Below are 15,682 nucleotides of genomic sequence, written 5' to 3'. Positions count from 1 at the left end.
CCAATGCAGCGATTGAAATTTTGAATGAAGCAGGCGATGTCGTTGGTAGTGGAACAGCCGATGACGAGGGCAACTTCACGATCACCCTTGATCCTCAAGAGGTGGCAGCTGGCGACAACTTGCGGGTGGAAGCGATCGTGACGGCTGGTGGTGAAGACTATCGCAGTACAGGCACACCGCTTGTAGTTCCTGCAGATGATGTAGAAAACTTGACGGAAACACCAACGATCGACCCAGTAACAGCTGGGGATACGACCGTCAGCGGAACGGCTGAACCAGGGGCAACTGTGACGATCACGCTGCCTGAAGGCGATCCGATCACGGCAGAAGCCGATGACGAAGGCAACTGGGAAGCGACGGTTCCTGAATTATCAGAAGGCGATACAGTAACAGTCGTTGCCGAAGCTGAAGGCAAAGATCCAAGTGCACCGATTTCCGTGTCCGTTGATAGTGTTACGGTCAGTGCACCGAGCGCTTCCATCACAGGCAATAGCACGGAGGGCTATCCAGTCAGCGGAACAACGACACCGAATGCGGCAATTGAGATTTTGAATGAAGCAGGCGATGTTGTTGGTAGCACGACGGCGGATGACACGGGTGCTTATACCGTGACCTTAGATCCATCCGATGTGGCGCCAGAAGAAGCCTTGCAGGTGGTGGCAGTTGTGACAGCGGGCGGTCAAGACTACCGTAGTAATGCCACGCCAATCACGGTACCAGCAGACATTGAACAAACAGGGACACCAACGATCGATCCGGTTACAGCGGGTGATACCACGATTAGCGGAACGGCAGAACCAGGGTCGACGGTTACTGTGACGATCACCGATCAAGAACCAGTAACGGCTGAAACGGATGACGAAGGAAACTGGCTTGCAGAAGTGCCAGCAGTTTCTGGTGGCGATACAGTCACAGTCGTTGCGGAAGCCGAAGGCAAAGAGCCAAGCGCGCCAATCAGCGTCGGGGTCGCAGGAGTGACGGTGGCAGCACCGACAGCGATCATCAGCGGCAATAGTACCGATGGTTATCCAATCACGGGGACTGCACCAGCGAATGCAGCGATCGAAGTGCTGAATGAAGCAGGCGATGTGATCGGTACTGGCACAGCCGATGGGGATGGAAACTATACGGTAACCATCGCACCAGCCGATGCAGCACCAGAAGAAACCTTGTCTGTCGTTGCGATCGTAACAGCTGGCGGGGATGAGTACCGCAGTCCTGCTACACCAGTGACGGTCCCAGCAGATGAGCTTGAACAAACAGCATTACCAACCATCGACCCAATCAATGCAGGGGATACGACGATCAGTGGGACTGCCGAACCAGGTGCTACGGTGACGGTAACAATCCCAGATGAAGAACCGGTGACTGGTGAAGCCGATGACGAGGGCAACTGGACGGTTGAAGTTCCTGAAGTTTCTGAAGGAGAAACCGTCACAGTGGTCGCACAAGCACCAGACAAAGACCCAAGTGCACCAATCAGTGCTGGGGTCAATGGGTTGACGATTGCTACACCAACCGCGACGATCAGTGGCAATAGTACCGATGGGTACCCAGTAACGGGAACGGCACCAGCAAATGCAGCCATCGAAATCTTGAATGCCGATGACGAGGTGGTAGGTACTGGCACTGCCAATGACGAAGGCCAATACACGATCACGTTGACGAATGATGATGCGTCTCCAGCTGAAACCTTACGGGTGGTGGCGGTAGTCACAGCTGGTGGTCAAGCCTACCGCAGCGCGGCTGCCCCAATCACAGTACCATTGGATCAAACCGCAGTCCCAACCATTGAAGCGGTGACAGCCGGCGACACCACGATCAGCGGAACGGCTGAACCTGGTGCGACAGTTTCGGTAACGATTGGTGACGCAGAGCCAGTCACTGCCGAAGCAGATGACGAAGGCAATTGGACGGCAACGGTGCCCGAGGTTTCTCAAGGAGAAATAGTTTCCGTGGTAGCGACCCTTGATGGGGAAACGCCAAGTGACGCAGCAACGGTCGTCGTAAATCCACTTAGTGTGGCGACACCGACAGCAGCGATCAGCGGCAATAGTACCGATGGGTATCCAGTTACAGGAACGGCCACGCCGAATGCAGCGATTGAGATTTTAAATGCAGCCGATGAGGTTGTCGGCAGTGGCGAAGCAAATGAGGAGGGTGCCTACAGCATCACCTTGAGCAGTAGTGATGTTGATCCTTCAGAACCACTTCAGGTGGTGGCAGTGGTAACCGCTGGCGGCGATGAATACCGCAGTGCGCCGCTTTCCATCGTGGTCCCAGCAGACCAAACGACCACACCAACGATCGAGCCAGTGCAAGCAGGGGATACATCCGTTGGAGGAACTGCCGAACCTGGTTCAACGGTGACGGTGGAGATCCCTGGAGAAGATCCAGTGACTGCCGAAACGGATGAGGAAGGCAATTGGACAGTCACCGTACCAGAACTTTCAGAAGGCGACACGGTCACAGTGGTTGCGGAAGCTGAAGGCAAAGACCCAAGTGAACCAATCAGTGTCGGTGTCGGTGCCTTGAACGTGGCAGCACCAACGGCAACGATCACTGGCAACAGTACTGACGGCTATCCAGTTACAGGGACAGCACCAGCCAACGCAGCCATTGAGATCTTAAATGATGCGGGTGAAGTGGTGGGCAGTGGGACTGCCAATGGAGACGGTGAGTATACGATCACCTTGACAGAAGGTGTTTCTCCAGCAGAAACCTTGCGAGTGGTGGCAATGGTAACAGCTGGCGGACAAGAATACCGCAGTCCAGCAACTAGTATCGTGGTGCCAGAAGATAACGCAGAAGACCAAACAGCGGCACCAACTGTCGCACCCGTGGTTGCTGGGGATACAACCGTTAGCGGAACGGCTGAACCAGGAGCAGAGGTAACCGTTGAACTGCCAAGCGGCAATACTTACACTGCAACAGCGAATGACGAAGGTGAGTGGACGGCAACTGTGCCGACGGTTTCTCTAGATGATGTTTTGACAGTTACTGCTTTGGCAGACGGTAAAACAGAAAGTTTACCAGTTACAGTGACGGTGCAAAGCAGGCGAGTACCCAGTGGTTTACCAAAATGGTCATGTCAAAGCAACGGCGACGATTACAGTCGTTGCGAACCAAGAAACGGTAGTCGCCAAAGATAGTACGATTTATGAAGGCGATGACTGGCAAGCCGCCGACAACTTTGTGTCGGCAACAGATAAAGACGGCAACGCAGTAAAACTGACTGATATCACAACAGTAGGTACAGTCGATAGCGCCACACCAGGGAAATATGAAGTAATTTATCGCAACGGCAAAGCTGAAGCGAAAGCCATGATCACCGTATTGGCAGATCAAACGAGTGTCAAAGCCAAAGACAGTAACTTATATGTTGGTGACGAGTGGCAAGCAATCGACAACTTTGTTTCGGCAACGGATAAAACAGGAGCAAACCTACCATTTTCAGGAGTGACCGTTAGTGGATCAGTTGATACTTCTAAAGAAGGTCAATATCCCGTGGTTTATCAAAACGGCAAAGTAAAAGCAACGGCGACGATCACGGTTGTTGCGAACCAAGAAACGGTGGCAGCTAAAGATAGTACGTTGTATGTAGGTGACTCATGGGAAGCCGCGGATAATTTTCTTTCCGCAACAGACAAAGACGGCAAGGCATTGCCGCTAACAGAAGTAACCGTTGATGGCACAGTTGACACCTCTAAAGCAGGCAGATATGAAGTGATTTATCGCAATGGCAAAGCTGAAGCGAAAGCCATGATCACCGTGTTAGCTGATCAAACGAGTGTCAAAGCCAAAGACAGTACCCTATACGTCGGCGATGACTGGGAAGCTGCCGACAACTTTGTCTCAGCCACAGACAAAACGGGAGCAACGGTTGAATTATCAGGAGTGATCGTTACTGGTACCGTCGATACCAATCAAGAAGGCACATGCGATGTCACTTATACGAATGGAAAAGTCAGCGCCACAGCGACAATCACTGTGGTTGCTCACCAAGAAACGGTCGTAGCAAAAGATAGTACAATCTATGAAGGAGAGAAATGGCAAGCCATCGATAATTTTGTCTCGGCAACAGATAAAAGCGGACAAGCAGTCGATTATGATCAAGTATTGATTAGCGGTACAGTCAATACTGATGTGCCTGGAAAATACCAAGTCATCTATCGAAATGGCAAAGCCGAAGCAACTGCCACGATCACCGTGTTGACAGATCAAACGTCTGTGACTGTGAAAGATAGCGTGATTTATGTCGGTGACAACTGGACAGCAGCCGACAATTTTGTCTCCGCTACAGATCGTGACGGTAAGTCACTCGCATTGGAGCAACTGCTGGTGGACGGTTCGGTGGATACGAAGAAAACGGGCACCTATCAAGTCACTTATTCAATCGTCACTGATGAAGCAGCAACTCCTAACTTTTTCGCACGTTTATTTGGTACTCGCTCACAAGAAGCAGTCACCGCCACAGCGACGATCAAAGTCGTTGAAAAAGCAGAAGAACCAGAGGAGAACGATCAGCAGCCAGAGAAAGATGATTCTGACAAAGGGCAAGAAAAACCAACGGATGAAGGGCAGACTGACAAACAAACCAAAGCGACCGCAAAGGACAAACGGTTGCTACCAAAGACTGGTACAGCCATCACTCAAGGCTATTCGATTGCAGGAGTGAGCCTTGTTGCTCTAGCGGGGATCGTCTTCTTTCGTAAGAAACACACGAACAAAAGCAGAAAAACAAAATAAGTCTCAATGACTCTAACAGCGGATATCCTTCACGATATCCGCTGTTTTTGTTTTTTAAAATACCTGCTGTATTGCGGTTTTCTTGTCCGATAAGCAGCCGTATAAAGAAGATATAAAGATGCTAGCAGAAGATTTACACTATTTTTATTTCTTTTTGCGTATGCTTACGTCATGAAGGAGTGAAGAATATGAATCTTGTTTTAGGAATAATCGGAGTGATCGTAATGATCTATCTCTTTTGGTACTTGTTTGAGGGGGGAGAACGATGAGTAGCTATTTTGTGCAAGGCTTTTTATTTTTACTGATCTTACTAGCAGCAGCGATTCCTTTGGGCTGGTATATCAAAGAAATCATGCAAGGAAAAACACCGCGGTTTGTCCGCTTTATTCAACCCATTGAACGGTTGACCTATCGAGTGATTGGTTCGGTCAGCAAAAAAGAAATGACCGCCAAAACCTATCTATTTTCAGTCTTGGCCGTCAGTGTCTTTTCCATCATCGGATTGACTGGATTATTGATGGTCCAGCATTGGTTACCGCAAGGGGCAGCCGTTGAGAACATGTCCTTTGACTTAGCATTGAACACAGCCGTCAGTTTTGTGACGAACACGAACTGGCAAGCTTACGCTGGGGAAGAAGCACTGACCAATCTTTCCCAAGCCTTAGGATTAACAGTGCAAAATTTCTTATCTGCGGCAGTAGGATTAGCCGTACTGTGTGCCTTGATTCGTGGGCTGCAGCAAAAGCAAAAACGTACGGTAGGGAATTTTTGGCAAGACATCACCCGTTCCTTGCTCTATATCCTTTTGCCACTTTCATTGATGTTAGCGATCTTGCTCCTGTCTCAAGGCGTTGTCCAAACGTTGAGCAGCGGCGTGGAAGTCAATGGATTTGAGGGGGAATCCTTTTGGATGGCGCTCGGACCAGTAGCGAGTCAAATCGCCATCAAGCAATTAGGGACCAACGGCGGCGGGTTCTTTGGCGCCAACGCTGCTCACCCATTTGAAAACCCAACGATGTTCAGTAATTTTTTAGAAAACTTAGCGATCTTGTTGCTGCCAGCTGCTTTGATTTTTGCCTTTGGATTTTGGATCAAAGAGTGGAAACAAGGACGTACGATCTTGATCACCGCAACCGTCTTTTTGATCCTAGCTTTTATTGGCGTAGTGATCAGTGAAGCTTATGGACCGCAATTCAGTCAAGTGCTTGGGAATGCCAATCTAGAAGGCAAAGAAGTACGTTTCGGTGTCGGTTGGTCGAGTCTCTGGGCAGTGAGTACCACCGCTGCTTCCAGTGGATCAGTCAATGCCATGCTGGATAGTTTCACACCACTCGGGGGTGCGATCCCGATGTTCTTGATGCAGCTGGGGGAAATCATCTTTGGCGGTGTCGGTAGCGGACTTTATGGCATGATCGCTTTTCTAGTATTGACGGTCTTTATCGCTGGTTTACTCGTGGGACGAACACCCGAATATATCGGCAAAAAAATCGAAGCTTTTGACATTAAAATGACGAGCATCGTTATTTTGACGCCATTGCTACTGACGCTTTTCGGGGCTATGTTGATGACCTTGCATCTTGACATCATGAGCTGGCTAACCAACCAAGGCGCCCATGGCTTTAGCGAACTGTTGTATGCAGCAACTTCCTTCAGCAACAACAACGGGAGTGCCTTTGGCGGCTTGACCGCAGATACTGTTTTCCTAAATAGTTTGGGTAGTATCTTGATGTTCGTTTCACGTTTCGTTCCCATCGCAGCCATTTTGTATCTGGCAGAAAACATGGGGGCCAAAAAGAAAACCGTTCGTAATGAAGGAACCTTGTCAACCACGAGTCCAGTATTTGTCACGATGCTGATCATTGTGATCATCGTGATCGGTGCACTGAGCTTTTTACCAGCGATGGCTTTAGGTCCAATCGCAGACTTCTTTACAACGAAATAGGAGAGAGAAAAAATGAAAAAAATCTATCAATGGGCGATCGGCGAATCCTTTAAGAAATTGGATCCTCGCCAACAAATCAAAAACCCCGTAATGTTTGTGGTTTACTTAGGGGCGATCTTGACAACCATTTTATGTTTTCAAGAACAAACGGTCCCGTTGTGGTTTAGCATCAGTGTGACCGTCTTCTTATGGTTGACCTTGTTGTTTGCCAATTTTGCCGAAGCAGTGGCAGAAGGGCGCGGCAAAGCACAAGCGGATAGTTTGAAGCAAGCCAAAAAAGAAATCATGACCTACAAAGTCATGTCCTTGGAAGATGTCGCCAAAGAGGCTTTTATCGAAGTCCGTTCCTCCGATTTGAAAAAAGGCGACTTGGTGTATGTTCCATCTGGCGAACAAATTCCTGCCGATGGGGATGTCGTGGAAGGTGCTGCTTCGGTGGACGAAAGTGCCATCACAGGAGAATCAGCACCTGTCATTCGTGAATCTGGCGGCGACCGCAGTGCAGTCACGGGAGGAACGTTAGTCGTTTCCGATTACTTGGTCATCAAAGTGACCGCTGAAAATGGTCATTCTTTTTTGGATAAGATGATTGCGATGGTGGAAGGGACACAGCGGAAAAAAACACCCAATGAGATTGGCTTGCAGCTGTTCTTAGTGACACTGACCATCATCTTCTTGGCAGTTTCCATCACATTGATTCCTTTTACCGATTTTAGCAGTCAGTTATCTGGTCGGGGAACGGCGATTTCCAGTGTGATCGTGATCGCGTTACTGATTTGTCTTGCACCGACCACGATCGGCGCCTTGATTTCCTCGATTGGGATCGCTGGAATGAGTCGTTTGACTAAAGAAAACGTCATCGCCATGAGTGGCCGCGCGATTGAAGCAGCAGGAGATGTGGATGTTTTGCTGCTGGATAAAACAGGAACCATTACTCTGGGGAACCGCCGTGCCAGTGAGTTCTTGCCAGTACCAGGGGTCACCGCCAAAGAGTTGGCAGATGCAGCGCAGTTGGCATCTTTTGCCGATGAAACGGCGGAAGGACGCAGTATCGTGATTTTAGCCAAAGAAGCCTTCAATATTCGTGAACGAGAATTTCAGCAAGCCGATGTTCATTGGATCGATTTTAGTGCCAAAACACGGATGTCTGGGATCGACTATCGTGGTGATGAGATCCGTAAAGGAGCTGCGGATACGATCAAGCAATATGTGACGGCAAAAGGGCAGACCTATCCCACGGCATGTGATGAGATCGTAGAAAAGGTCGCTAAGGCTGGCGGAACCCCATTGGTCGTAGTGAAAAATGGCCAAGTACTCGGAGTCGTTTATTTAAAAGACATCGTGAAAAACGGCGTCAAAGAAAAATTTGCCGACATGCGCAAGATGGGTATCAAAACGATCATGATCACTGGGGACAACCCTTTGACGGCAGCTGCAATTGCCGCCGAAGCGGGCGTCGATGATTTCTTAGCCGAAACAACACCAGAAAACAAAATGAACCTGATTCGCGAATATCAGGAAAAAGGACATTTGGTGGCGATGACGGGGGATGGAACCAACGATGCCCCCGCACTCGCCCAAGCCGATGTGGCAATGGCGATGAACACTGGTACGCAAGCAGCCAAAGAAGCGGGCAATATGATCGATCTTGATTCCAGCCCGACCAAATTACTGCAAGTAGTCCAAATTGGTAAACAGCTGCTGATGACCCGTGGGGCATTGACGACCTTTAGTATCGCGAATGATATCGCCAAATATTTCGCAGTGATTCCTGTTCTGTTTTATGCGATTTATCCAGAACTCGCAGCGCTGAATATCATGAATCTTGGTAGTCCCTTAACGGCGATTTTGTCCGCAGTCATCTACAATGCAGTCGTGATCATCGCCTTGATCCCTTTGGCGTTAAAAGGGGTCAAGTATCAAGAAAAACCAGCCAGCCAAATGCTGCGGCACAATCTGGTCGTCTACGGCCTAGGCGGCATCATCGCACCATTCATTTGCATCAAGCTAGTAGATTTGCTTTTATCAGCTGTTCTGCTATAAGAAAAATCCATCAGAGTCAAGGAGTCATTTAGGAGGAAAACATGATGAAGAACACCCTCTTTGCCAGTATCAAATTTTTACTAGTTAGTACCGTGCTATTTGGCGGTCTCTATACATTGTTGGTCACTGGTGTCGGACAAGTCTTTTTTGCCCATCAAGCCAACGGCAGTCAAATCGTGGAAGACGGAGCAGTCAAAGGATCTGAGCTAATTGCGCAACCCTTTGACCAAGCAGGTTACTTCCAAGGGCGTGATCAAACCGTTTCACAATTGTCGCCCTATGATACGACCCAAAAAAAGACTGTAGCTGAGCGGACAGCGACGTTGCTGGCAGAAAACCCAACCCAAACCAGTGTGCCGATCGATCTCGTGACCGCTTCGGGTAGTGGCGTCGATCCTGATATCAGTGTCGAAGCGGCACTTTTTCAACTGCCACGAATCGCTGACACAAGAGGCATCGATGAACAAATAATTCATGATATAATAAACAGGAATAAAGTAGCTGATCTGTTCTCCAACAGAGAATACGTCAATATCATGACCTTGAATCAGCAGCTCGATCAATTACCCGAGGAATAGGGGGAAGCATCTATGAGTGAAAACAACCAGCAGACGATCCCAGAAGAGATACTGCTGCAAGCAGGCTTTGGACCTAAACGTGGCAAACTACGGGTGTTTTTCGGTTTTGCTGCCGGTGTCGGAAAAACCTATACGATGTTAACCGAAGCCCATGAGTGTTTGCTCATGGGCAAAAATGTGGTGATCGGCTATATCGAACCCCACAAACGTCCCGATACCAATCGATTGCTTGAAGGGTTACCACAAGTACCATTAAAGCAATACCAGCACAAGCAATTGACCCTTTATGAGCCAGATATCGATCGACTGATCCAACTAAAACCAGATATCGTCTTGATCGATGAGTTGGCACATACCAACCCCATTGGTGCGCGAAACAAAAAACGTTACCAAGATGTCGATGAATTATTGAATGCAGGAATCACCGTCTACACGACCATCAATGTCCAACATATCGAAAGTCTCAATGATATCGTGGAAAAGGTCACGGAAGTGGAAGTCAGAGAAACAGTCCCCGACACCTTTTTCCAGCACGCCAGCTTGCGGGTAGTGGATGTTGAACCAGACGAACTGATCGATCGATTGGAACAAGGAAAAATCTATGCTGATGAAAATGCCAAACGAGCGCTAAAAAACTTTTTTACACCAGAAAAACTTGATCACCTGCGGGGATTAGCGATCCAAAAAGCTTCCAATCATATCAATCAAATGAACGGCGGTCGAAAACGAGTTCAAAGCAAGCTTTTGACCATCATTGATGATCGCTTGCCGAAAATGGCAGAAAAATGCATTCGTTGGACCGCTCGCTTAGCCCAAGGAGTGGGTGCCGAATGGACGGTCATCCAAGTTCGATCGTTAGATGATACACCTACCGAAGTGCCGTTGGCAGAACGTTTGGGTGCAGAAGTCATCAACATTGAAGCGGATGACAGTTTTGAAACCATCGTAGAGTATGCCAAAATGACGGGTGCCAGTGACATTATCATGGGAAAAAAGGTTTCTCAAAAGTGGTTCCAAAAATTGTTTGTCGAGGATTTAGAAGACCGCTTGATTCGGCGCCTAGATGATATTGAGATCCATTTGATTCCTTTTAAAGAAAAAATGCAGCGACCACGGCTGACGTTTTCGCAACTATTTGAAGGTGGCGGTCGAGATTTCACCTTGACCTTTGGGTTGATCATGCTCGCTACTTTAGTGACAGAAGGCATGCAGTACCTGCATTTCGGCGATCAGAACTTGATGCTGGTCTACATCTTTTTTGTTCTCTTAGTGGCCCGTTACACGAGTGGCTATCTATGGAGTGCCATGGCATCGATCATTAGTGTCCTTTCTTACAACTGGTTCTTTGTCGAACCCTTGTATTCCTTGACGGTCTATAAAGCAGGCTATCCAATCACATTAGTGATCATGCTGATCGTTGCCTTGATGATCAGTAACTTGATGGTTCGATTGAAGACCCAAGCAGAAAATGCTAAGGAAAAAGAGCATCAAATGGAGATATTGTATGAACTGAACAAACAATACATGGAAACACGGAATGAGCAAGAAATCTATGAAAGTACGACCACCTATTTGGCACGTTTGCTCCAGCGAGAAGTGGCGTTATATGACAGAGAAGGCCATTTAAGAAGTCTGCATTCTTCAAGAGAAACACTGTCTCAACTGACTGGCAAGGATGAGAAAGCCGTCGCTTTTTGGGTCGTGAAAAATCAAAAAGAAGCCGGTCGCGGCACAGATACTCTGATTGGTGCCAATGGGTTCTACTTGCCGATCGTTTTAAACGGCAAACCACTAGGCGCCCTTGGGGTAGAACGCAACGAGGAGCATCAGTTGGCCAATAGTCAATTGAATTACTTGCGCCTTGTAATCACCCAAATCGCGACCGTGTTGGAGCAAGTCTCATTAGCGAGTGAGAAAGAACAGATCCAATTAGAAAACGAACGGGAAAAAGTCCGCAGCAATTTACTGCGTGCGGTCTCCCATGACTTGCGGACCCCCTTGACGACGATTTCTGGCATTGCCGAAACATTGAGTGAAACCGAAGGCGTGATCAAAAAGGAAACGAAACAAAAGCTGCTAGGAGACATCCAAAGTGAATCCCAGTGGTTGATCCGCATGGTCGAAAACTTACTGTCGGTGACCCGCATCAACTTGACCAATATGGCGGTCAAGCGCAGTGAAGAACCGATCGAGGAAATTATCGAAGCGGTTTTGACACACCTAAAAAAAGTCTATCCGCAACTAAAAATCATTGTGAAGATGCCTGATCAGCTGATTTTTGTCCAAGTCGATCCCATCTTGATCGAACAAGCCTTGTTTAATTTGATTGAAAATGGGGTTCGCCATGGAACCGCCGATACACCGATTTTCTTGCGAGTTTCTCAAGAGCAGGATGTGGTCATTGAAATCGAAAACCAAGGGGAGATCCCCTTAGGACAATACCAAAAAATCCAAGCGAATTTGACCAATGACACCGAAGTGCCGGTGGATTCAAAAAATGGATTAGGCATCGGACTGAGTATCGTCAAAACCATCATCCATGCCCATGAAGGCAAATTAGCAATCGAAACGAAAGCAGGCAGTACGATCTTTCGTATTTATTTAAAGCAGTAAGGAGGGAGAACATGCAGCGACATTTTTTATTGATTGAAGATGATTCGAATATCGTTGATTTTATGGAAGTCGTCTTGCAAAGAGAGCATTACAATTTTACGTCAGTCGGCACTGGCATGGAGGCATTGATGCTCTTGCAGGAAGAAACCATCGACTTCATCTTGCTGGATCTGGGCTTACCGGACATTGACGGCATGGAGCTGTTGAAAATCATTCGTAAGCGCATGAACACACCGATCATCGTGATCTCTGCTCGCAAAGATGAACAAGACAAAGTGCAAGCATTAGACCTCGGTGCCGATGATTATGTAACGAAGCCCTTCAGTACCAATGAGTTATTTGCCCGCATTCGCACGGCACTACGGCACAAGGAGACAACTGCCTTTAGCAGCAGCCCAATTCTTGTAAACAAGGAGTTAACGATCGATTTTGAGAAAAAAATCCTGTACAAGAATCAAAATGAGATCCATTTGACCAAAAACGAATACCGCATCATGGCAGTTATGTTCAAGAATTTAGGCAAAGTCGTCACTTATGATACGCTCACCAGCGAAGTCTGGGGACCTTTTGCAGCGGATGCACAAACTTTGCGAGTCAATATCTCAAACATTCGCAAAAAAATCGAAACCAATACGCTGCAGCCAGAATATTTGATCACTGAAATCGGCGTCGGGTATCGCTTGCGGGAGTACCCAGCAGAACTCTCTGAATAAATTCGTTTCAACTGTAAATAGCCTCTTCCTAAACTTTAGGAGGAGGCTATTTACTTTCATTGCATCAATTACCATAGTATCCACAGCTTTATACCATAAGACAGTGCTAATCCAAGGTGAGAAGAGACTGCACGAAGGGGAAAATGTCGCTCATTCAAATTTTGTTTATTAGTCCTATATGTATTGCTGGGAAATAGGTTGTTTGATCAGTCATACTGCTTTTTTATTATACAGTTTCCAAAGAGTTAATTAACTAACAGGTAGAAAAAATTGAAAAAAAGCAGCATCAACGATGCCACTCCATGGTGTTTTCGATTTCATTGGTATCAGAATCCACTTGTTCAGAAACGATGGTAAAGCCATGTTTGAGATAAAACGCAATAGCAGCTGTATTTTTTTGGTAGACATTCAGAGTCAGCTTCTCGTGTTCTGCTTGTACTTTTTGTAAAAGCTGCTTACCAATGCCGAGGGCACGATAGTCTTTCAAAACGAAAATACCAGCGATATAATCGTCCAACAACCCGATGAAGCCGACGGGCTGATCATCCACCGAATAGGTGTAGATAAGGGCATCGGCAAAGGCTTTTTTCACAAAGTCATAGTTATCTTGCCAATGGGCAGCTGAGATAAAGTCATGGGCATCCAAATTGCTTTGCAGCCAAATCTGGGCGATAGTTTCTAATTCAGAATCGGTAAATTTGGTCACTTGTTGTATCATGAGAACCTCCGTTTTTTTATTCAGTATAGCATAGGTCCACTGCTGATTACTGGAAATCGCGGCATTTTCGTAGGCAATCGGACAGGAGATGAACCAATTGATAAGTAACGAAGGTTAAATGACGAAGAAAAGCAATCTTTTTCGTTGAAATATTCTAACAATTTTGTTTCAGCTAGATGTCAATTTCTTGCAGCCAGATGTTATTTGTGTGAAAACAGCCCCAAGAGTGAAATCTTTCGGTATGCTAAAGAAAGCGATAAGACACATCTAGTTAAGGAGAAAAAATGAAAAAGACACTTTTGGTTGCAAGTTCACTTGTTTTGCTGACGCTGCCTGTCGTGACGGTATCCGCAGACAGCTTTGATCAGAAGATCCAGCAGCAAAATGAAAAAATCAATGACATAAAAAATGAATCCACCTCATTAGAATCACTGAAACGATCTACAGAGGCAGAGATTCAATCGATTGAAGGAGAAATCCAAGCAATCCTACAAAAGAAAACGACGACGGAAGAAGAAGTCAATGCCTTGGCACAAGAAATCCAAGTCCTTGAAGAGAAAATCATCAAGCGCACAGAAGTACTGGCGAATCAAGCGCGTGACATTCAAACGTCGGAACCTTCCAATCGTTTGTTCCAAAAAATCGTTGATGCGGAGTCCATCGGAGAAGCTATTCAACGGGCGATCGCTTCAGTAACGATCATGAATGCCAGCAATAGCATTGTCGAACAACAGCAAGAAGATATTGCAACAAGCCAGAAATTGGAAAAAGAGTTGCAGGAACAATTGGTTGCGATCGAAGAGCAGTCAAACGCATTGCAAGGAAAACAAGCGGAATTAGCTGATGTCAAATTGAATCAAGAAGTTGCACTAGCCGACCTTGCCTTGGCGTTGAACACCGAAGAAGAGAAAAAAGACCAATTGGAAGCGGACAAAGCAGAAGCACAACGGCAAAAAGAAGCAGCGTTGAAGCAACTGGCTGAACAAGAAGCACAAGAAGCAAAAGCGCGCAAAGAAGCAGAAGAAGCAGCAAAACGTCAGCAAGCAGCAGAAGCCAAGTCAGCTGAAACCGCTGAAAGTCCTGCCGTTCAACAAGCAGCAGTGGCAGCAGACCAGCCGAAGACGGAAGCCGCAGTGGCGCCAGAAAAATCGGTGTCGTCAGAAAAAACTGCAGCTACGCCTGCACCTGTGCAGCAAGCAGCTGAGCCAAAGGAACAAGCAAGCACAGGTGGATGGCAAATGCCAGTCGATTCGGTTCATATTTCGAGTCGTTTTGGGTATCGAACAGATCCAACAGGTGCATCAGGAAATCAACATAATGGCATCGACTTTACTGGGGGGACAGGAACGCCGATCTATGCGATCCAAGCAGGCGAAGTCGTTGAAGCGGGCTATGGTCCGTCAACTGGTAACTATGTGATCATCAAACATGCCAATGGCGTTTACAGCTACTACATGCACTTTAGTACGCTGCCAGCTGTCTCGGTCGGACAAAGCGTCTCAGCTAGACAATATGTTGGCGGTATGGGAACGACTGGGAATTCAACTGGCGTCCATCTACATTTAGGGATGTCAACAAGCTTATGGTCTGGATTCTTTGATCCGGCGCCAGAATTAGGCTTATAATAGTCAGAAAAACCGCAGAAGCGAACAGGCTTCTGCGGTTTTTTGGGTTGCTCTTCTTTTACGAAGTCTAAATTGGCTCAGCGCCAAAAGCGGGTCATCTCCGCTTTGTCTTTCAGGTTGAAAGCGATCATGTCTTCAATCAATGCTTGATCGATCGGCTCAGTCCACTTGATGCGAAAAATGTTATCCGTATGGCTGTAGCCAGCTTTTTCGATGGCATCGGCAAACTGTTCAAGACACTTGGTTTCAGGGGAGACAGAAAAATGCGGTTTTGAAACGCTGAAACCGATAATAAAGGTCTCATGGGCGGTGAACATCGGCTGATTCCACTTGATGACTGGAACGAGGTCAGGAAATTTCTTGGTAATAGCGGCAAATAAGGCACGCAGTTTTTCTTGCTTTACTGGCTCTTCAATGCTGGTTAAGTAAGTTTCTAATACATCCATTGGGAGGATCTCCTTTCGTTTTAAGGAACGAGTACAGGGAATGTCGATCACTAAAAATAACGCGTGTTCGAAATCAAACATTTTGTTACTTAGAGTGTACTGTAAAGTTAGCAAGTTTACAAACCTGTTGCCTTGTTTGGGGGATAAAGCCTTCAGGAACAAACACTGTTTGCAAAAACGAATGCTAAAAATAACTTTTTTCTACTCGAACAAAAGCCAAGAGTCAGGAAGATTCCCTCGCTATCCTGCAAGGTT

Annotated in this window: 10 protein-coding genes and 1 pseudogene; 9 read left to right on the top strand and 2 right to left on the bottom strand. The window is 47.1% G+C overall.

Annotated elements, in window-relative coordinates:
- Window positions 1-2: 2 nt before the first annotated feature.
- From IGJ05_RS05330 to IGJ05_RS05295, 8 genes and pseudogenes are all read left to right on the top strand, one after another.
- Window positions 3-137 (top strand): annotated as a pseudogene (locus tag IGJ05_RS05330) (Ig-like domain-containing protein); the annotation flags it as partial.
- The gene (locus tag IGJ05_RS05325; RefSeq protein ID WP_438725214.1) at window positions 126-3,152 is read left to right on the top strand and encodes an Ig-like domain-containing protein; all 3,027 of its coding nucleotides are present in this window, start codon (window positions 126-128) and stop codon (window positions 3,150-3,152) included. The pseudogene IGJ05_RS05330 and the gene IGJ05_RS05325, both read left to right, overlap by 12 nt.
- Window positions 3,070-4,749 carry a bacterial Ig-like domain-containing protein gene (locus tag IGJ05_RS05320; protein WP_231473412.1) on the top strand — a complete coding sequence of 560 codons (1,680 nt, stop codon included), beginning with the start codon at window positions 3,070-3,072 and terminating at the stop codon, window positions 4,747-4,749. The genes IGJ05_RS05325 and IGJ05_RS05320 overlap by 83 nt, the downstream gene beginning before the upstream one ends.
- Before the next feature lie 265 nt (window positions 4,750-5,014).
- Entirely contained in the window at window positions 5,015-6,691 is a 1,677-nt protein-coding gene (kdpA, locus tag IGJ05_RS05315; RefSeq protein ID WP_142437055.1) for a potassium-transporting ATPase subunit KdpA, read from the top strand.
- A gap of 12 nt (window positions 6,692-6,703) precedes the next feature.
- Window positions 6,704-8,734 (top strand): potassium-transporting ATPase subunit KdpB, encoded by a 2,031-nt coding sequence (kdpB, locus tag IGJ05_RS05310; RefSeq protein ID WP_142437056.1) that lies wholly within the window; start codon window positions 6,704-6,706, stop codon window positions 8,732-8,734.
- Between the two features lie 41 nt (window positions 8,735-8,775).
- Window positions 8,776-9,312 (top strand): potassium-transporting ATPase subunit C, encoded by a 537-nt coding sequence (locus IGJ05_RS05305; protein WP_128487539.1) that lies wholly within the window; start codon window positions 8,776-8,778, stop codon window positions 9,310-9,312.
- Window positions 9,313-9,324: 12 nt separating this feature from the next.
- Window positions 9,325-11,925 carry a sensor histidine kinase gene (locus IGJ05_RS05300; protein WP_142437057.1) on the top strand — a complete coding sequence of 867 codons (2,601 nt, stop codon included), beginning with the start codon at window positions 9,325-9,327 and terminating at the stop codon, window positions 11,923-11,925.
- A gap of 11 nt (window positions 11,926-11,936) precedes the next feature.
- Window positions 11,937-12,638 (top strand): response regulator transcription factor, encoded by a 702-nt coding sequence (locus tag IGJ05_RS05295; protein ID WP_086294957.1) that lies wholly within the window; start codon window positions 11,937-11,939, stop codon window positions 12,636-12,638.
- A 286-nt stretch (window positions 12,639-12,924) separates the two neighbouring features.
- Here the strand turns inward: IGJ05_RS05295 and IGJ05_RS05290 are convergent, their stop codons facing one another.
- Window positions 12,925-13,356, bottom strand: coding sequence for a GNAT family N-acetyltransferase (locus IGJ05_RS05290; RefSeq protein WP_142437058.1), 432 nt, complete (start codon window positions 13,354-13,356; stop codon window positions 12,925-12,927).
- Between the two features lie 284 nt (window positions 13,357-13,640).
- On the opposite strand from IGJ05_RS05290, the gene IGJ05_RS05285 reads away from it, so the two are divergent.
- Complete coding sequence (locus tag IGJ05_RS05285) at window positions 13,641-14,981, top strand: peptidoglycan DD-metalloendopeptidase family protein (protein ID WP_142437059.1); 1,341 nt, start codon at window positions 13,641-13,643, stop codon at window positions 14,979-14,981.
- Between the two features lie 77 nt (window positions 14,982-15,058).
- Here IGJ05_RS05285 and IGJ05_RS05280 read toward each other — a convergent pair whose 3' ends face one another.
- Window positions 15,059-15,427, bottom strand: coding sequence for an iron chaperone (locus IGJ05_RS05280; protein WP_096741362.1), 369 nt, complete (start codon window positions 15,425-15,427; stop codon window positions 15,059-15,061).
- Between the last annotated feature and the right edge of the window lie 255 nt (window positions 15,428-15,682).

Origin of the sequence: Enterococcus sp. AZ167 (assembly GCF_051714025.1) — a bacterium.
GTDB lineage: Bacteria > Bacillota > Bacilli > Lactobacillales > Enterococcaceae > Enterococcus_D > Enterococcus_D casseliflavus.
This window is presented reverse-complemented; position numbering and strand designations above follow the sequence as displayed.